Annotated in this window: 23 protein-coding genes; 11 read left to right on the top strand and 12 right to left on the bottom strand. The window is 70.2% G+C overall.

All coding sequences use genetic code 11. From position 1 onward, the window contains the following. Position 1 precedes the first annotated feature (1 nt). The gene (locus tag MJ607_RS04615) at positions 2–808 is read right to left on the bottom strand and encodes a hypothetical protein (protein ID WP_243074347.1); all 807 of its coding nucleotides are present in this window, start codon (positions 806–808) and stop codon (positions 2–4) included. A gap of 494 nt (positions 809–1,302) precedes the next feature. Here MJ607_RS04615 and MJ607_RS04610 point away from each other — a divergent pair, with 494 nt between their 5' ends. The 3 genes from MJ607_RS04610 (at position 1,303) to MJ607_RS04600 (ending at position 3,071) form a co-directional block, all read left to right on the top strand. Beyond that, complete coding sequence (locus tag MJ607_RS04610) at positions 1,303–1,923, top strand: cyclase family protein (RefSeq protein WP_243074346.1); 621 nt, start codon at positions 1,303–1,305, stop codon at positions 1,921–1,923. Positions 1,924–2,047: 124 nt separating this feature from the next. Further along, positions 2,048–2,431 carry a hypothetical protein gene (locus MJ607_RS04605; RefSeq protein WP_243074345.1) on the top strand — a complete coding sequence of 128 codons (384 nt, stop codon included), beginning with the start codon at positions 2,048–2,050 and terminating at the stop codon, positions 2,429–2,431. 70 nt (positions 2,432–2,501) lie between these two features. Continuing rightward, the gene (locus tag MJ607_RS04600; RefSeq protein ID WP_243074344.1) at positions 2,502–3,071 is read left to right on the top strand and encodes a dihydrofolate reductase family protein; all 570 of its coding nucleotides are present in this window, start codon (positions 2,502–2,504) and stop codon (positions 3,069–3,071) included. Between the two features lie 42 nt (positions 3,072–3,113). Here MJ607_RS04600 and MJ607_RS04595 read toward each other — a convergent pair whose 3' ends face one another. Both MJ607_RS04595 and MJ607_RS04590 read right to left on the bottom strand, forming a co-directional pair. Next, a complete protein-coding gene (locus tag MJ607_RS04595) occupies positions 3,114–3,575 on the bottom strand; it encodes a GNAT family N-acetyltransferase (RefSeq protein ID WP_243074343.1) in 462 nt (153 codons plus the stop codon). A 56-nt stretch (positions 3,576–3,631) separates the two neighbouring features. Next, positions 3,632–4,822 carry an AI-2E family transporter gene (locus tag MJ607_RS04590; RefSeq protein WP_243074342.1) on the bottom strand — a complete coding sequence of 397 codons (1,191 nt, stop codon included), beginning with the start codon at positions 4,820–4,822 and terminating at the stop codon, positions 3,632–3,634. 128 nt (positions 4,823–4,950) lie between these two features. On the opposite strand from MJ607_RS04590, the gene MJ607_RS04585 reads away from it, so the two are divergent. Together MJ607_RS04585 and MJ607_RS04580 are read left to right on the top strand one after the other, a co-directional pair. After that, positions 4,951–5,178: an RNA-binding S4 domain-containing protein gene (locus MJ607_RS04585; protein ID WP_243074341.1), complete on the top strand. Its 228-nt coding sequence runs from the start codon at positions 4,951–4,953 to the stop codon at positions 5,176–5,178. Positions 5,179–5,188: 10 nt separating this feature from the next. Continuing rightward, complete coding sequence (locus tag MJ607_RS04580; RefSeq protein ID WP_243074340.1) at positions 5,189–5,740, top strand: hypothetical protein; 552 nt, start codon at positions 5,189–5,191, stop codon at positions 5,738–5,740. A gap of 78 nt (positions 5,741–5,818) precedes the next feature. On the opposite strand, the gene hxlA is transcribed toward MJ607_RS04580, so the two are convergent. Then, positions 5,819–6,442 carry a 3-hexulose-6-phosphate synthase gene (gene hxlA / locus MJ607_RS04575; RefSeq protein ID WP_243074339.1) on the bottom strand — a complete coding sequence of 208 codons (624 nt, stop codon included), beginning with the start codon at positions 6,440–6,442 and terminating at the stop codon, positions 5,819–5,821. A 59-nt stretch (positions 6,443–6,501) separates the two neighbouring features. Beyond that, positions 6,502–7,083: a 6-phospho-3-hexuloisomerase gene (gene hxlB, locus MJ607_RS04570; RefSeq protein ID WP_243074338.1), complete on the bottom strand. Its 582-nt coding sequence runs from the start codon at positions 7,081–7,083 to the stop codon at positions 6,502–6,504. A 94-nt stretch (positions 7,084–7,177) separates the two neighbouring features. Between hxlB and MJ607_RS04565 the strand changes: the two genes are divergently transcribed. Next, positions 7,178–8,008, top strand: a complete 831-nt coding sequence (locus MJ607_RS04565) for a LuxR C-terminal-related transcriptional regulator (protein WP_243074337.1) — start codon at positions 7,178–7,180, stop codon at positions 8,006–8,008. Positions 8,009–8,069: 61 nt separating this feature from the next. Here MJ607_RS04565 and dinB read toward each other — a convergent pair whose 3' ends face one another. Continuing rightward, the gene (gene dinB / locus MJ607_RS04560) at positions 8,070–9,266 is read right to left on the bottom strand and encodes a DNA polymerase IV (RefSeq protein WP_243074532.1); all 1,197 of its coding nucleotides are present in this window, start codon (positions 9,264–9,266) and stop codon (positions 8,070–8,072) included. A gap of 164 nt (positions 9,267–9,430) precedes the next feature. After that, entirely contained in the window at positions 9,431–10,582 is a 1,152-nt protein-coding gene (locus MJ607_RS04555) for a hypothetical protein (RefSeq protein WP_243074336.1), read from the bottom strand. 131 nt (positions 10,583–10,713) lie between these two features. Between MJ607_RS04555 and MJ607_RS04550 the strand changes: the two genes are divergently transcribed. Continuing rightward, positions 10,714–11,067: a hypothetical protein gene (locus MJ607_RS04550; RefSeq protein WP_243074335.1), complete on the top strand. Its 354-nt coding sequence runs from the start codon at positions 10,714–10,716 to the stop codon at positions 11,065–11,067. A 106-nt stretch (positions 11,068–11,173) separates the two neighbouring features. Continuing rightward, the gene (locus MJ607_RS04545) at positions 11,174–11,560 is read left to right on the top strand and encodes a nuclear transport factor 2 family protein (RefSeq protein ID WP_243074334.1); all 387 of its coding nucleotides are present in this window, start codon (positions 11,174–11,176) and stop codon (positions 11,558–11,560) included. Here the strand turns inward: MJ607_RS04545 and MJ607_RS04540 are convergent. The 4 genes from MJ607_RS04540 to MJ607_RS04525 form a co-directional block, all read right to left on the bottom strand. Continuing rightward, on the bottom strand, positions 11,536–12,276 hold the full coding sequence (locus MJ607_RS04540) for a hypothetical protein (RefSeq protein ID WP_243074333.1): 741 nt from the start codon (positions 12,274–12,276) through the stop codon (positions 11,536–11,538). The genes MJ607_RS04545 and MJ607_RS04540 overlap by 25 nt on opposite strands. After that, a complete protein-coding gene (locus MJ607_RS04535; protein ID WP_243074332.1) occupies positions 12,276–13,046 on the bottom strand; it encodes a hypothetical protein in 771 nt (256 codons plus the stop codon). Before MJ607_RS04535 ends, MJ607_RS04540 begins: the two co-directional genes overlap by 1 nt. An 84-nt stretch (positions 13,047–13,130) precedes the next feature. Beyond that, complete coding sequence (locus MJ607_RS04530; RefSeq protein ID WP_243074331.1) at positions 13,131–13,709, bottom strand: uridine kinase; 579 nt, start codon at positions 13,707–13,709, stop codon at positions 13,131–13,133. After that, entirely contained in the window at positions 13,706–14,134 is a 429-nt protein-coding gene (locus MJ607_RS04525) for a hypothetical protein (protein WP_243074330.1), read from the bottom strand. Before MJ607_RS04525 ends, MJ607_RS04530 begins: the two co-directional genes overlap by 4 nt. A gap of 240 nt (positions 14,135–14,374) precedes the next feature. Here MJ607_RS04525 and MJ607_RS04520 point away from each other — a divergent pair, with 240 nt between their 5' ends. Beyond that, positions 14,375–15,628, top strand: coding sequence for a serine hydrolase domain-containing protein (locus MJ607_RS04520; RefSeq protein ID WP_243074329.1), 1,254 nt, complete (start codon positions 14,375–14,377; stop codon positions 15,626–15,628). Between the two features lie 31 nt (positions 15,629–15,659). Here MJ607_RS04520 and MJ607_RS04515 read toward each other — a convergent pair whose 3' ends face one another. Then, the gene (locus tag MJ607_RS04515; protein WP_243074328.1) at positions 15,660–16,256 is read right to left on the bottom strand and encodes a TetR/AcrR family transcriptional regulator C-terminal domain-containing protein; all 597 of its coding nucleotides are present in this window, start codon (positions 16,254–16,256) and stop codon (positions 15,660–15,662) included. A gap of 77 nt (positions 16,257–16,333) precedes the next feature. Between MJ607_RS04515 and MJ607_RS04510 the strand changes: the two genes are divergently transcribed. Both MJ607_RS04510 and MJ607_RS04505 read left to right on the top strand, forming a co-directional pair. Beyond that, on the top strand, positions 16,334–16,543 hold the full coding sequence (locus tag MJ607_RS04510; protein ID WP_243074327.1) for a hypothetical protein: 210 nt from the start codon (positions 16,334–16,336) through the stop codon (positions 16,541–16,543). Positions 16,544–16,694: 151 nt separating this feature from the next. Beyond that, a complete protein-coding gene (locus MJ607_RS04505; protein WP_243074326.1) occupies positions 16,695–16,931 on the top strand; it encodes a hypothetical protein in 237 nt (78 codons plus the stop codon). Positions 16,932–16,974 lie beyond the last annotated feature (43 nt).

The following is a 16,974-nucleotide window of genomic DNA, read 5'->3' as shown; positions in this document are numbered from 1 at the left end:
GTCACTGCTCTATGAAGTGCACCGGGAGGCCGGCGATGTGCAGCCTCGATGACCGGATGATCTTCTCGATCGCCGCGTGCTGCTCGTTCGGGGCCGCGATCTGCACCTTCTCGATTCCGTCGATCGGTGTGCCACTGTCGGCCCAGTAGCTGCTAACTGAGTGCTCCTCGGCGAGTTCGGTGAGCACCGCAAGATAGTCGGCACGCTCACCCGGATGGATGACGACGCCGAGATTCGCCGTGTTGATCTCGACGACCTCACTCGCATCGCGACCGGCTGCGAGGAGCAGATCATCGGTGTGCTCGACGAGTGGCAAGAGGTGGGTGAACCCGGTGGGTCCCTCCTCCTCGATCCCGACGAGCGCGAACCGGTCGTCTTCCCAGATCGCCGGCTGAATCGCGAGGCCGGGGGCGACACGGTCGAGTTCGTCGACGAGACCCACGGCATCGAACCCGAAGTCAGGGCACGCCGCAGCGCGCCCCTCGCTGCCGCTCGCGGCCGGAGCCGCGTGCAGCGACAGCTCGGCTCCCGCGGGCGTCTGCACCCGGATCGACCAGAGGACGGCGTCGGGGTAGTCACTCGCGCACACCGCTGCGATCAGCCGCGGAAGCCCCGCCTCGTCCACCCTGACGGACATCCACGACGTCGGATCCGAGAACGTCGGAGCTTCGACCCAACGCTCCTTCTCGACGCTGTCCACTCCGGGCAGATTCTCGACCAGCGCCTCGAGCGCCTCGAACTCCTGGCTGGGGCGGTCGAAATGCTCCTCGTTGACCATCCACGCCAACATCACCAAGGCAGCGATCATGAAGCCGACCGCGAGCACGAGCGCGGAAAGCCCGACGCGTTTCGCGATCTTCCGGCGCGAACGACCAGCGTGCCCACCCGCAGGCGCCGGGGTCTGCTCTGAGGCGAGCGTCCTCGACATCGCATCGCCTCCTGACGAAGCCTGCTGTCCCCTTCACCGTCGAACGTACCGCGCGTAAGCGGTGCTGACCCGACGGGACGTCGAACCCCGCGCGGGCAACTACGGTCACCGCGAGAAAAAGGGGATACAAATCGATTTGCATCGATGGTCTGGATCTGAGATTCTGAAGTCGCCGGACCAGGCGGCAGCGGGGCGGGGGAGAAGTTGACGGAAGAGCGGGAAGCGGCGTGGCGACTGTACGCGGAGAGCCTGCATCTGCTGCACGTGACCGGCCAGGAACTCGAGAACGCGGAGATCGACTTCAAGTCCGGATTCGACGCAGCGTGCGCGCTCGAGAGGCCGCGCGCTCGCGTCGGAACGAAGCTGGCCGAGTCATGCTGACGTTCGATGTCTCGCGGTTGATCACCCCCACTGAGGCCCTCGGTCAGGGCGACGACCCCCTCGAGAGCTGGACGATCTGCGATGTCGGCGAGGCGGATCCGTGTCGCATCACCAGTCTGGAGAACTGGACGACCCACTTCTTGACCCATGTGGATGCGCCGAGGCACTTCTTCGACGACGGGGCGACGCTGGATCAGCTTCCCCTCGAGCGCTTCGCAGCCTCCGCCCTCGTCGTCGACGTCGGCGACGCCTTGGTGGTGACGCCGACCCACGTACCCGATGCCGATCTGGCGGGCTTGGCGGTTCTCTTCAAGACGACCGCGTCGACGTGGGACACGAGGGTCTTCCATCCGCAGCATCCGTATGTCGGCGTCGGCGCTGCGCGAGAGCTGGTCGCGCGCGGCGCGAACATCGTCGGCATCGACTACCTCTCGGTGGACCGCTTCGGCGACGACGAGTACCCCGCCCACAAGACTCTTCTCGCCTCGGGCGTCATCGTGCTCGAGGGACTGGACCTCGCCGAGATCGAGGCGGGCGAGTACGAGCTGGTCGCGTATCCGCTCCGCATTCACGACGCCGACGGCTCACCCGTGCGAGCCGTCCTTCGTCGCTGACGGTTCTCGCATGGACGTTGGCATCCGGGGCGATCGGGGTGCTCCGGCGGTCCGGTGGGGGCGTGACTCAGGCGACTTCTCCCGGGTCGTGACTCCGGCGACTTCTCCCGGATAAGGTCGCACCATGACAGCGCAGCCCTCCGTGGAACTGATTCCCCCCGCCAGGCGGCAGCGTCGACGGATCAGTCGCGGCACGGTCCTGCTGGTCGGAGTCGTCCTGATTCCTATGGCTCTGAGCATCGCGTTCAACAGTTACGGCCCCCTCACGGTCGACAGTGCACTTCGGATGGCTTTCGCGACGGTCGCGGGTCAGACGGTTGCGATCATCAGCGCCATCGCCGCGCTCGTCCTCACCGTCAGACGCCGCTACGCGTGGCCGGCGATCGTGGCGTTCGCGATCATCACGGCGGTGATCACCACGTGGGCGTTCGGCACCATCGCCGCGGCGGGCGACACCTTGCTCGACCGCTTCGAGCTGATCGCCGAGGTCGACGAGCTCAACAACTGACTGCCGCACGCCGCCCGGAAGACCAGGGAACAGGAGCGCCGCGGCACGCCCGCCGAGGGAGAGCAGCGAGATGAGACCACTCCGATACTCGATCAACGTCACGCTCGACGGCTGCTGCCATCACGAGGCGGGGCTTCCGCCCGACGAGGAGTCGATGCGCTACTGGACTGATGAGATGGGCCGCGCGGACGCTCTGCTGTTCGGCCGGGTGACCTACGAGATGATGCAGTCCGCCTGGCGGCGACCGGGCTCGGGCAGGTGGCCCGACTGGATGGTTGAGTGGCAGATCCCGTTCGCCGAGGCCATCGACAAGGCGAAGAAGTACGTCGTGTCGAGCACGCTGACCAGTGTCGATTGGAACGCGGAGCTCGTGCGAGGCGACGTCGGGCTCGCGGTTGAGCGGCTGAAGCAGGAGCCTGGCGAGGGCCTGTTCGTCGGCGGGGTGACGCTCCCGCTGGCGTTGGCAGACCTCGGCCTGATCGACGAGTATGCATTCGTCGTGCAGCCGGTTCTTGCGGGGCACGGGCCGACGCTGCTCGCCGGTCTGCGCGAGCGCATCCACCTCGAGCTGGTCGATCGGCAGGAGTTCCGGTCCGGGGCGACTGCCATGCGCTACCGCCCCACGCAAGCAGCTGCGTGACGGCTGCGGAGGTTCGGTGCGGGTCCGGCCGCATGTAGGTACTCAGCCGCGCTCGCGCTCCCAGCGATACAGGACATCGGGCTCGCGCTCTTCGTTGTCGCCGTCTGTGCGACGAACCTCGACGAAACCGCGTCCTTCGTAGAAACTGCGGGCGCGGGTGTTGCGCTGGAAAGCCCAGAGCTGCAGAGGCTGGTCGCTGCTGTCCTGCGCGAGGCGCAGCATCCTCGATCCGATGCCCCGTCCCTGTTCGGAGGTTGCCACGTAGAGCTGGTCGACCCAACCGGGGCTCAGCGCGATCACGGCAAGGAGCGTCTCGTGGGGTCCGACCGCGACGCGCACATCGTGGTCGCGCAGCAGCACTCCAGCGACCCACCCCTCGTCTTCGTCCAGTGAGTGGGGAACCGCGAGCCACGGCATCGCCTCGGCTTTCGCCTCGCGAATGAGTGCCGCGATCGCCGACGCGTCCGCAGGGCCCGCCGCTCGAATGGCGCCGGGCGTTGTCACAGGCGAACCGTCTTCACGGGCGCCACCATAGCCCTCCAGACAGTCGGGCCGCTCTGTCAGGCGACTTCCACGGCCGTCGCCGTCGAAGCCGAGACGGTCTCGCGTGTCTTGCGTCGGGCCCACTTCGCGGGAAGATCCGTGCCGTCCCACACCTGCACGATGCCCCACGCCGCTGCCGTGATCGGCACCGCCAGCACGGCGCCGATCAGTCCGCCCAGCGCCGTGCCGACAGCGAGTGCGACGAGGATCACGAACGCGTGCAGCTTCATCGTGCGGCCCATCAGGAACGGCTGGAGGAAGTTGCCCTCGAGCTGATTGACGAGCACGACGACGCCCACGACCAGGAGCGCATTGACCCAACCGTTGGCGACGAGCGCGACGAGCGCGGCGAGGATCCCCGCGAGCGTGGCTCCGACGATCGGGATGAAGGCGAGCAGGAAGACGAGCACGGCGAGCGGGAGCGCGAGCGGCACCTGCAGGATGAGCAGGCCGATCAGGATGCCGACGGCGTCCACAAGCGCGACTGTCGCTGTTCCTCGCACATAGGAGCCGAGGACCGTGACGGTCTTGTCGCCGACGCGGCGCGCGCGGAGCTCATGCGAGCCGTGGAACGGGCGCAGCATGAACTGCCACATCTGCGGTCCGTCCTTGAGGAAGAAGAAGAGGATCGTCACGAGCAGCACGAACCCCGTGACGAAGTTGGCGACGGCGCCGACGCCCGCGAGCGCGCCCGAGCCGAATTGCGCGCTCGTCACGAAGTCCGTGAGCGTCGCGGTCCACTCCTCGATCTGCTCGGGAGTGAACACATCGAACGGCAGCGTCTGGACCCAGGCGAGCAGATGCTGGAAGCCCTCCTCCGCCTGCTCGTACAGGGCTGCCCACTGGTTGCGGACCGCCCACACGATCAGCCAGGTGAGCCCGCCCAGCACCACCACGATCGCGAGCAGGGTGAGGACCGTGGCGAGGAGGTCGGAGACCCGATGGCGACGCAGCCAGCCCATCACCGGCTCGAACGCGCAGGCCAGGATCAGCGCGATCGCGAGCGGGATCGTGACGAGGGTCAGGTACTGGATCGCGAAGATGACGCCAGCGGCGAGCGCGACGACCAGCAGGATCTGGATGGCTCTGATCGCCAGCATCCCGAACCCGTCCGCCCACAGGCTCCACGGCGGACGGGTGGCCCGCGGCTCCACCCCCGCCACGTCCAGGTGGACCCGGCGAACTCGCGTATTGCCGAAGAAGCTCATCAGATGACGCTACCGGGACGCTTCGACATCGCCGCGGGACTTGACGGCTGGGCTCGCCACGTGTGAATCGCCGAGGATCCGCGGGACGACCGGCTTCCGGGCCCGTACTCGTCGGCTAGCATTCGGGGATGACGAACCCGGCTCCGATCGAAGACGTCCCGATCGGCGGCGAGGGCATTCGCCTCGGGCAGTTCCTCAAGTTCGCGGGGGTCCTCGACTCCGGGGGAGAGGTGAAGGAAGCCATCATCGACGGCTACGTCACCGTGAACGACGAGGTCGATCGCCGCCGGGGACGCCAGCTGCAGGTCGGCGACGTCGTCGCCTTCGAGGGACGCCGGGTGCGCGTCTGCCCGTGACGGGGTGCGGATGAGCGCGCGACCGCGTCTGGGCATCGGCGCCCTGGTCCTCGTCGCAGCCGTGTCCTGCGCCGCGTGTGCGACGGTCCCCGATCCGCCCGCTGCGGTCGGCGAGGACTACCCCGGCACCTGCATGCCGTCGGAGTTCTCGTGGCCGACCGACTTCCTCGAGTCCCTCCCCGGCGAGTCGTCTGCGGTCGGCGGCAGCATCGTCGGCCTGCGGCTGGAGTACGTCGACGCGGAGTGGGTCTGGCGACTCCGCAGCGCCGATACGAGGAGCGACGTCTTCGGAGATCGGGTGGACGACCCGAGTGCCGGCAGGGAGTCCCTCGTCGACGTGCGAACGCTCGAGACCCTCGCCACCCACGAGGTCGAGCTCACGGAAGCGGAACAGCAGACGCTCGGGACCGGCGCCTACGACGCGGCCCAGCTCTCGGGCGAACAGTGGCCGAGCCCGCTCATCATCGAGATGGCCCGCGTCATGGAGGGCGGGACGGCGATGTGGCGGATCACGACGTGCGACACCGCGACCAACGAGCACTTCGAGATGACCCTGAACTGACGGAGCGGCGGAGGACGAGTCGAGCGGGCGGGCAGTGCCGAATCGGCACCGCTCGCCCGCTCGTCCGAAGAGGACGGCTCAGACGAGCCCGGCGCGCAGCGCGGCGGCTGCGGCCGACACATCCGGCGCGCCGTAGATCGCGCCGCCGGCCACCGCGACGCGGGCGCCGGATGCGCGCACGGCGGCGATCGAACCCGCGTTGACGCCGCCGGCGACAGAGAACGGAACGCCCGATGCCTCGCCGTCGCGCAGCAGGCTGTCGAGCGAGTATCCGGCCTGGGCCTGCTCGTCGAGGCCCGCGTGCATCTCGACGAACTCGGCGCCGAGCGCGATGACCTGCTTCGCGCGCGCGGGCTTGTCGGCCACGCCGATGAGGTCGACGACGACGCCCTTTCCGCGCGCCTTGGCGGACTTGACCGCACCTGCGATGGTGCTGTCGTCGGCCGAGCCGAGGACCGTGACGAGGTCGGCGCCGGCGTCGAAGGCGATGTCGGCCTCGAGCTCACCGGCATCCATCGTCTTCAGGTCGGCGAAGACCACCTTGTCGGGGTGCGCCGCCTTCAGTGCGGTGATGGCCGACAGGCCCTCGCTCTTGATGAGGGGGGTTCCGAGTTCGAGGATGTCGACGTGCGCGGCGGCCGCCGCGGCGAGCTCCAGGGCCTTCTCGGTGGTCAGGGTGTCGATCGCGAACTGCAGCTTCATGCGTGCTCCTTGTAGCAGGGGTGGGGTGGGTGTTCGGGCCGTGCGACGGGCCCGCGGGGTCATTCGAGGTTGGCGTGGCGGGGCCACAACTCGTCGGCGCTGCTGCCCTGGCGCTGCCACAGTGCGTGGAACAGCCCGTCGCCGAGCAGCACGACGACCTGCTCGAAGAGGCTGCCCGCGTACTGCGCCGACGAGACCGCCGAGCGGTCGAGCTTCTGGGCCGCGGGCACGATCACCGTCACGTCGGCGACCGCTGAGAGCGGCGAATCGGCCGCCGTGCTGATCGCGCCGATCTGCGCGCCGACGCCTGCGGCGGTGCGTGCGGCCCGCACGATCGACTCGGTGGTTCCCGATCCGCTCGCGGTCAGCAGGACGTCACCGGCTTGGATGGCGGGCGCCGTGGTCTCGCCGACGACGTGGACGTCCATGCCCAGGTGCATCAGCCGCATCGCGGTCATGCGCAGCGCGAGACCGGAGCGACCGGCGCCCAGCACGAAGACGCGCTCGGCCGACCAGAGCATCTCGGCGAGGGCGGCCAGGGATCCGCTCGCTGCGACGGCGGTTCGCTCGGCGGCGCGCATTGTCTCGTTGGCGACGAGCGACACTGCGGCGCTCGGCGAGACGGTGACGATGGTGGGCATCACACGAGTGTCGCGCCGCGGTGCGGTGTCGTGCCCTCCTGCCCTGGAACGGTTGTGCCCATCCGAAAGGATGGGTGGGATAGAGTAGGCGACCGTGACCGCCGTCGGCTCCGTGCCCGCTCCACCCCCGTCTCGGCGTGCCGTCGCCGACAACACCCGCGCGCTCGCCGAGCAGCGGGATCGGCACGCACTGACGCTCGAGTCCCTGCTCGCGACGCTGCGCTCGCCGCGGCTGGACGACCGTGCGGCGCGGGCGATGGCCGTCGACGTCGCGGCGGGCGCGCTCGTGAGCCTGCGCGAGCAGAGCGACGAGCAGGGCGCGGCCCTCGAGGCAGTGGGCGGCGCGTTCCAGCGCCTGCAGACCGATCTGCGTCCGCTCGTCCGCTACAGCGAGCTCGACGTCCAGTTCGTCGAGCCGCCGGCGAACGGACGTGCGCTGCCCGGGGATGTCGCGCATGCGGCGCGCGCGATCGTGCGCAGCGCCGTGCTGGCAATCGTCGACCGCGGCGAGACGAGTCGCGTGCGCATCCAGTGGGACTGCGACGGCCTGCATCTGCTCATCGCGATCCGGGATGACGGCCGCGGCGAGCTCACGGTGCACGACGATGTCCTGCGCCCCGTGGCCGAGCAGGTCGCGGTGCTCGCCGGGCACCTCTCGGTGTCGTCGACGCGCGGCTGGGGCTCGGAGATCGGCATCCGTCTCCCGCTCGACCCTCCCGCGGCATCCGGCGAACTGCCCGACGCCGTCGACGCCAGCCCCCGTGAGCGCGACGTGCTGCGGCTGCTCGCCGCGGGGCGACGCAACCGCGAGATCGCGCAGACGCTCGGCGTAAGCGAGAACACCGTCAAGTTCCACGTCTCGAACCTGCTGCGCAAGTCGGGTGCCGGTTCGCGGACCGAGCTGGTGGCGCTGGCGAAGGTCTGACCCACCCGGATCGCCTACCCGTACCTCCCCGAAAGGGTGGGTGGGGGAGAGGCGCGAGACGTCACTCGTGCTCGGGCAGCAGCGGCGTCGACCACCCCGGATCGCGACCGAGCTGCGCTGCGCGGGCGACGGATGCCGTGCCGAACCGATCGCGCACGGCATCGAGCACCGTGTCGAGGCGCGCCCCGTCATCCCAGTCGATCGGGAGCTCGGGCGGGACGCTGTCGGCCCGTGCCAGCTGCGTGAACGAGATGCCGATGAGCGTGATGCCGCGCTCCGAGATCTCGGGCAGTGCTGCGGCGAGCAGTCCCTGGGCCACGGCGAGGATCACCGCGGTGCGCTCGGTCGGGGTGCGGAGGCTGCGCGATCGCGTCGCCTTCGCGTAGTCGCCGAAGCGGAGGCGCAGCACGATCGTGCGGCACACGCGGTCGTGGTCGCGCATGCGGCGGGCGAGGCGATCGACGATCTGCGTGAGGATGACCTCCAGCTCGTCGGCCGAGCGCGGACGGTTGCCGAGCGCGCGCTGCGACCCGATCGACCCGCGCCGCCGCGTCGTGTCGACGGGCCGCGGATCCCGCAGTCGGGCCAGCGCATGCAGGTGCGCACCGGCGGCCCGGCCGAGCAGCCGCTCGGCGGTCGCTTCCTCGAGCTCGGCCAGCTGCCCCACGGTGTGGATGCCGAGCCGATGCAGCTTCTCGGCCGTCACGGCCCCGACTCCCCACAGTCGTTCGACCGGCAGCGGGAGGAGGAACGCCTGCTCGCGCTCCGGCTCGACGATGAGCAGTCCGTCAGGCTTGCTGACGGCGCTCGCGACCTTCGCGAGGAACTTCGTGCGGGCGACCCCCACCGAGATGGCGAGCCCCACCTCGGCCCGGACGCGGGCGCGCAACTGCACGGCGACCTGCTCGGGGGTGCCCGCGATGCGGCGCAGCCCACCGACCTCGAGGAACGCCTCGTCGATCGAGAGCCCCTCGACGAGGGGCGTCGTGTCGCGGAAGATCGCGAACACGTCCTTGCTCGCCGCCGAGTAGGCCTCCATCCGGGGCGGGACGACGACGGCATCCGGGCACAGCTCGCGCGCCTGACGGCCGCCCATCGCGGTGCGCACGCCACGGGCCTTCGCCTCGTAGCTCGCCGCGAGAACGACCCCGCCCCCGACGATGACGGGCCGGCCGCGCAGGGCGGGCGCATCGCGCTGCTCGACCGAGGCGTAGAACGCGTCAAGGTCGGCGTGCAGCACTGTCGCCTCGCCCCGCATCCTGCCCTCCCGCGCATCGCTCGTCCTGCGCATCGTCGCACCTACCGGCGACATGGGCTTGGGGACCGAGTGGGGAGGGCGACCCGCCGTGGGGGGCGCGGTCGCGGCATCCCGAAGCCCGCTCGTATCGCGGGAGGCGGCGTTCGCCGTCGTCGTGCGGCGGCTCAGGACTCGGCATCCGGGACGGTGACCGCCCGGTCCGTGCGCTCAGCCGCCGCGAGCGTCCGCGTGAAGAGCAGCAGCCACCCCACGACGAGGCCCGCGCAGACCATTTCGTGCGTCACGAGGGTGTAATAGCCGACCCAGAACAGCGTGGCGGAGAACAGGATGCCGCCCGCGACCGCGAGGCCGAGCAGGACGATCGGCCACGGCAGGCAGGGCAGCACCCACCGCAGACCCAGCAGGAGGGCCCCGAACACGACGGCCATTCCGATGGCGAAGATGTTGTGGCCGATCTGGCTGAGCGTGACCGGCACGAGGGCCGCGCCGATGAAGCACGCCGCGAGCACGAGGAACACGCCGTAGACGACGAGCCCGCGGGCGCGCGTCACCCTCGGCTCGGTGTGCGCCCACGCCTCCAGCCCCGTCAGCAGATAGAGCGCGAGCAGCGCCGTGACGCCCCCGGCCAGGATGAGCGTCACGTTGAAGACAGCCGCCGTGACCCCGCCGCTGCCGCCGAGCACGCTGAAGTTGAGTTGGTACCACCCGTCGTCCTGCGTCGTCGCGACGCTCACCGCGAACCCGACCGCGACGACGGTGAACAGCAGCAGCACAAGCTTCGTCGCAGTGACGTGCGCGGCGACCTCGAACCCCATGTAGCCCGAGGTCCCCGCCACGAGGGCGACGATCACGGTCGCGGTCAGGGTGTCGACGACGGCGCCCGGCCAGATCAGCGAGGCGGCGTGGAACAGCATCCACTGGAGCATCCCGAAGACGCCGGCGAGCGAGAGCGCCAGCGCCCCGGTCATCCACGCGCGCCGGGAGCGCGTGATGTCGCCGAGCCACGCCTGCCGCGGATCGCGGGCGGCGAGCCGATAGCTCACCGCCGCAGCGGCGAGGGTGATGGATGCCGCGACCGCGATGCCCGCAGCCCCCACTGACGCGCCCTCCCACACCGGCACGGGACGACCCCAGAACGCGATCGCCCCGGCCGCGAGTCCCACGGCGAACGCCAGGGTCGCGACGACGATCGCGCGGGCCTCGGTGCGCGCCGCGAAGCGTCGCGCATCGACGACTCCCCGGCGGTGCAGCTGTCTCTCGACACGCACCGCGGCAGCCTCGAAGCGGATCGCCTCAGACCACGCACCGTGTGCCATGGCACGATTGTCCATCCATTCCGCCCGGAGTGGGGCGGTTGGACCGCATCGGACGGTTCGCACGCCGGGGTGGTGCGCATCGTGCGGAGCAGTGCCACGATGAGATCGACCCGGATCCGAGGGGAATCGTCATGGGAACGATCTATGGACTGCACTCCTTGGAGCTGCGCCCCGGCGTCAGCGGCGAGGAGTTCGAGCGCTTCCTGGCCGGCAGCCTCGAGCAGCTGCCGCCTCTGCCCGGCTGGCGGGTCGCGCTGCTGAAAGGCGAACGCGGCGACCAGGTCGGGCAGTACCTCGCGCTCGTCGAAGTCGAAAGCCTGGAGGCGCGTGATCGGGTGTCGCCGAACGGAGGCTTCGACGACACCGCCGAGGGCCGTGGGTGGCTCGCGGTCGCGGGCCCGATCCTCCAGCAGTGGCTCGAGTACGTCGTCCATCTGCCGGGACTCGATGCGCCCTACACCGACTATCACGAGGTCGTCGGATAGACGGATGCCGCGGCCGCCCGCCGTCGTGACGGACGACTGCCGGCCGTACCTGTGAACCCGCGTGCTCGAGTGGATCGGGCCGCGCACCGACTTTCGGAGGCGTCCCATGTCGACAGCTTCAGCGCAGCGCACGATGGACCGCTACTTCCAGCTGATGGGCCGGGGCGACGACATCGCCGCGTGCTACTCAGCCGATGCGACCTGGGTCATCGCGGACACGGGCGAGGTCGTCCAGGGCGCCGTCGCGGTGAGGGACTACGTCATCGCCCTGCACGCGTCGAGGGCGGACTGGCACACGCACACGTACGTCGTGGCGGACGGGCATGCGTACCTCGAAGGCGACTGCGCGGCCGCCGACGCACAGCATGATGTGCGCACGCGGTACTGCGTCGCGTACGACATCGCGGATGATCTCATCAGCGCGATGCGCTGCTACGGATTCGGCGGCCCGGCCGCCGCGGGGGAGTCTCAGCCCTCCGCTGCGGAGGGATAGACGAAGACCTCCACGCGGTCTCCGCGGTAGTGGAACCGGATCATGCTCCCGTCGGGGAGCGCCTCGCCATCGTCGTCGCGCCACGTCGGCCAGGGGGTGATGTCCGCGAAGAGTTCGACGCCGGGCGGCACGCAGTTGGCGCCGTCGACGCTCCCCGGGCGCTGGATGATCATGAAGCAGTGGAGCCCCTGCGCGTCCACGACGAACCACGGCTCGAGGCCGCCGTACGCTTCGTAGCCTCGGACCTCGGCCGGATCGCCATCCGCCCCGAGGAAGTCGAGCATGGAGAGCACGACCCCGTCCGGCTCGTCCGCGACAGGACGCAGGTCGGCATCGGGATGCGGTCCGACGAGCCACGACAGGGTGTACGCGAGCGCGAGGACCGTCACCGAGGCGCCAGCCACGAGCCTGCCCCGCCGCCCGCCTATTGCGGTGCTCCAGCGCGTTCGTGGCGGGGCCGTGTCGGGCGGTGCGACCTGTGCCGACTCGACGGGCGGCTCGGCTGGCGGTTCGGCTGAGGGCGATGCGAGCCCGTCGTCCGGTTCGTCCCGCTCGGCATCGGCCACATCGAGCGAGGTTCCGAGGTGGGCGGCTTCGAGTTCTCTCAATCGATCCAGCGCGGCCGGGTCGACGTCGATGTCGGGATGCCGGCCGTAGGCCCTCGCGCGCAGCTCGGCCAGTTCGCGCTCGTCATCAGAGGGCGCAGGCGCGTTCATCAGGAGGTCCCGGGCAGCAGGTGGACGTAGGCGTCGACCGTCTCGCCTCGGTGGATGAACCGGATGATGCCGACGCCGGCAACGCCGTCGAATCCCTCGAAGCCGTCGCCGGACGACGAGACGTCCATGATGAGCGCCGCCGCCGGGGGAGCGCAGCGGACTTCGGAGAGGATGCTGCCCCGGTACACGGCGAGGAGGCACGGCGAGCCGAACGCGTTGACGACCGACCAGATCTCAAGGCCGAGGTACGAGCCGTAGCTCGTGAGCGTCGAGGAATCGATCTCGAGATCGATCACCTCCCCGGTCACCATGCGGATGAGGTCATCGCCCGCATGGTCTGCGGTCGCATGCAGCGTCGCGTCCGGACGAGGGGCTGAGAGCACCACGACCGTCGCGACGATCGCGGCAGCGACGACGAGCGCGCCCGCCGCCCATGCGACGCGGCGCCACCACGTCGAGGTCGAGCGGTGCCAGAGCGAGCGCATCCGGCCTTCGCGGACCGGCGTCGGGCCGGGCGACTCGGCTCTCACGCCATCCGTCGCGACGAGCGGGTCGGCAATGGCCATCCGCGGGCCATGCGCGGCCGTCGCAGCGGCAGCCGCGGGGTCGTCCAGAGGAGGCTCGACGGCAGGGTCGGGCGCGGCCTCGAGTCCGCGCCGTTGCGCGAGAGCCGCAGGATCGCCACGGACGTCGGGATCCGGGCCGTACGCAGTCTCGCGCCGTTCACTGAGCTCGCGGTCGGCATCCCCAGAGCGTGTGGAGCCGTCCACGGCTGAAACGTACACCCGGAGCGATGGCGGGTCTACGGGCTCGGGAAGGCCCCGGAACGGCGGTTCGGCGGGGTGCGTCGCGCGTCAGCCGGAGGGGTCGACGCGACCGCCCGCGTCGACTCTCACGTCGCTGCGCTCGACGGCGCGATCGGCGGCGAAGAAGGCCGCTTCGCGGGGCAGATAGCTCTCCCACAGCGCGCGGTGCGACTCGCCGTCGCGCGCGACGCCGCGCTCGAGCCGTTCGGCCTCGGGGGCGTCGACCCAGACGCGGCACGCGAGTGACCCGGCGATCGCCCGCCGAGTCGATCCGACGCCCTCGAGGACGACCACGGGAGCCCACTTCAACTGCTTCCACCCGGCGAGCCCTTCGCCGAGTTCGTCGCCGGCCCAGTCCCGCGTGCGGTACCTGATGCTGCGCCCGGCGAGGAGGGGCTCGACGACCTCGACCTCGAAGCGGGGCCACCAGCTGTCGAACGAGACCCACGAGAAGAAGTCGTCGATCTCGACGACGGGCCACCCGAAGCGCTCGGTGAGCGCCATCGCGAGCGTGGACTTGCCGGCGCCCGCCGGGCCGTCGATTCCGACGAGACGGATGCCGGGCACGGGGCGCGCGAGGGTGATCTCGTGGATCCGCCCGACAGCGGCATCCGTCGTCTCCCTCATGCGGCACCCTCGGATTCGAGCAGGTGTGCGAGCGCCGCGAGGTCGGCGTCGAGGCTGCGCTGGACGTCGGCCCGCAGCTGGTCGGCGTACTCGGCAGCGCGCGGGCCCGTGACCCACGCGCGCAGGACGAGGTCGGAGCCCGCGCCGGACGGAGAGGCGGAGTGGTGCACCGTGAGCTCGGCGCCGTCGAGGATCGTGGTGTCGGCGTACGACCGTCCCTCGACGTACTCGGTCACGACGAACGGCGCCTCGCTCCCGCCGCGCACTTTGAGCACGCCGCGGGCCCCTACGGCGAACGCGTCCGCCAGGCGGAAGTACTCCATGCCGGCCGCCCATTCGGGATGCGTCGCGAGGTCGCGCGAGCGTGCGACGAATCGCTCGGGAGAGGCGGAGGAGGTCAGTTCGGCGCGCGCGATCTCGATCACACAAGGACACTAGCGACGACCGGCGACACCCGGAGGCAGCGAGTTGCCGCGCCGCGGCGCCGACGCCATCGACCCGCGTCCGAATGGCGCGTACCCTGGCCGCATCATGTCGAGTCCGCCCCGGGCATCGGGCGTCCTCGGTGTGACGGTGAGCGCGTGGCGGCAGAAACCCCACCCGGCGCATCGCACGCGCCTCGCCTCTCGCAGTGCGTCGGGACGCTGTGGAAGAAGGCGATCGCCATGCCTGGCAAAGGATTCGAGCTGCGAGAAGGCCTGAGCGGAGAGCTCGGCGAAACCCTCAAGGAATCGGTCGACTTCGACGACCTGGCGGCGAGCTTGGGACGGCGGCACGGCGAGCGACAGATCTTCGAGGATCTCACGCCGCAGCTGCCGTCGGAGATCGACATCTCCGACGAGCCCGTGCCGCCGTCTCGAAGGCTCCACCAGCTCGACATCGGCGGCTTCGGAACCGACCTCGCCGGTCGGTTCAACGGGCAGTGCAACGGATACGTCTTGCGACTCCTCGAGCCGAACGGCCCCGGCCTGACGATGCAGAGCGGCAACGCCCGAAATGCGGCCGACGGCAATACGGGCTGGAACCAGGACGTGCGCATGAACGTCGCGAGCGTCAGCAAGCTCGTCACCGCGATCGCGGCGCGCAAGGCCCTCGCGGATGCGGGGGTCCCGGGCGGGACGGCGATCTACCCCTTCCTTCCGCTGTACTGGCGTCGCGGTCCGAACATCGACGAGATCACGTTCGACATGCTGCTCACGCATCGCTCGGGCTTCTACAACCCGGTCACCGACTATGCCCTCCTGGGAGACCTCAAAGGGCAGGTCGCACGCGGTGCCCTGCTGGGCGTCCCCTTGGGCGACGCGACGTACCAGAACGTCAACTTCGGGCTGTTCCGCATCCTCATCCCCGTGGTGACCGGCGCCATCAAGGTCTCTCTCCTGGCGCCGAGCGGGCTCGAGGACGACCACGACCGCCTGTGGAGCGCGCTGAGCGTGCAGGGCTACCACGACTACGTCCAGCAGAACGTGTTCGCGCCCGTGCAGATCACGGGCGCCGCGACCACGAGCGACCCCGGCAACGCCCTCGCCTACCAATGGCCGATGCCGGGAGCGGGGTGGGATTCGGGCGATCTTTCCGAGACGTCGGCCACCACGGGCTGGCACCTCACGGCCAACGAGCTCGTCCGCCTGCTGGACGCATTCGGGAAAGGCACGATCGTGCCTCGCGCCGATGCGTGGGCGATGCTCGAGTCGTGGTGGGGGATCGACCGCAGCCGTGCGACCAAGGCCGGCCGCTACTTCCTCAAGGACGGACGGTGGGAGAGCGGGGGAAATCAGCTCGAACAGACCGTCGCGGGCATGCTCCCCGGCGGCCTGCCGTTCTCGCTCCTCATGAATTCGCAGCTGGGACCCGACACCCCGTCCCTCATCAGCATCGTGGCGGCCGCCGTCGAGGCCCACATCGTGACAGCGCGCTGAGCCGCAGTGCGCGTTCGGCGGTCGCCGCGCATCACATGCGGAGGATGAGGCGGATCTCGTCCTGGAAGAGGTCGTCGGCGGTCCGGCCGTCCTGGAAGTAGTCGATGATCGCTCGCGTCACGTTCGGCAGGCGCCGGGCGAGCTCCTCCGGCGCGGGCGGGCGGACCGAGTCATCGGGCGGCGGGGCCTGCTCCTCGAGGACGTAGCCGACCGTGAACCGTTCGACGGCGAGGACGGTGAGCCGCGCCTCCCGCAGGCTCACGCCCGCGTCGATGAGAGCCGTGATCGCGCGTTCCGAGAAGTCCGCGCGACGCAGCGAGGCGCGACCGCCCCCGATGATGCGCGCCCCGTCCGGGTGACGGAGCAGGATGCCGCGCATGCCGATGGCCACCCGCAGCAGCCAGTCCCGCCAGTCGGCGTCGGGCGGGGCGAGGCCCGCGAGGACGTCGTCCATGATCCGGTCGGCGAGCGCGTCGAGCAGCTCCGCCTTGTTGCGCACGTGCCAGTACAGCGTCGGGGCCTGGACGCCGAGCCGGCCCGCGAGCGAGCGCAGGGTGAGGGCGTCGAGCCCCTCGGCGTCGGCGAGCTCGAGCGCGCCGGTGATGACGTCCTGCCTGGTGAGGGCCACGGCTCTCCTTGACACGTGTCTCTAACAGTGTGAGAGTAGCACTCGAACAGTGTTAGAGAACGTCGAAGGACCCGAGCATGACACTCCACCGCCTGCACGAACTGACCCACAGGATCCCTGGCGTGCCCGCGCACGACGATCGCGGTGCGACGGCCCGACGGCGCCCGCAGGGGGTCGGCCGGCATCCGCGGCGCGCCCAGCCCACGAGCCACCACGCCCGCGAGCCGCGGGTCTTCGTCCGCTGGCAGGGGTGGATCGCCTCCCTCGTGAACCGGGGCGACGAGTAGGGTCGCCCCCCGGTCTCGCGGGCCCTGTATCAGGAAGACGCCGTCCCCCCTCGTCAAGGGCAAGAGCACACGAAGTCCAGGGTCAGCCGACCGGGCGTGACTGAGCTCGGGAGTGCGGGGACCTGACATTCCCGCGAAAGGGGTCTGACTCATGGACGAGCCACCGGTCGACATCATCGATCGACACCGCATCGCCTTCATCAGCGAAGCGCCCGAGTACTGCGACACGTGCGCCGGGACCGGCGCTCGTGTCGAAGCGTTCGTGTTCGCCGAGCTGCCGTCGGGTCGCTCGGTCGCCTACTGCGGGCACCACGGCACGCGGTACCTCGAGAGGCTGCGCGAGATCGCCCTCGTCGTGGTGGACCACCGCCATCTCGTCGTGGCGTGACGCGCCCCCCGGCTCCGACACCGGTCGTGCGCTTCGCGACCCG

The sequence above is a fragment of the Microbacterium sp. SS28 genome (assembly GCF_022761035.1).
Lineage (GTDB): Bacteria > Actinomycetota > Actinomycetes > Actinomycetales > Microbacteriaceae > Microbacterium.
Note: the sequence above shows the minus strand (reverse complement) of the source record. Positions and strands in the feature narration are given on the sequence as shown.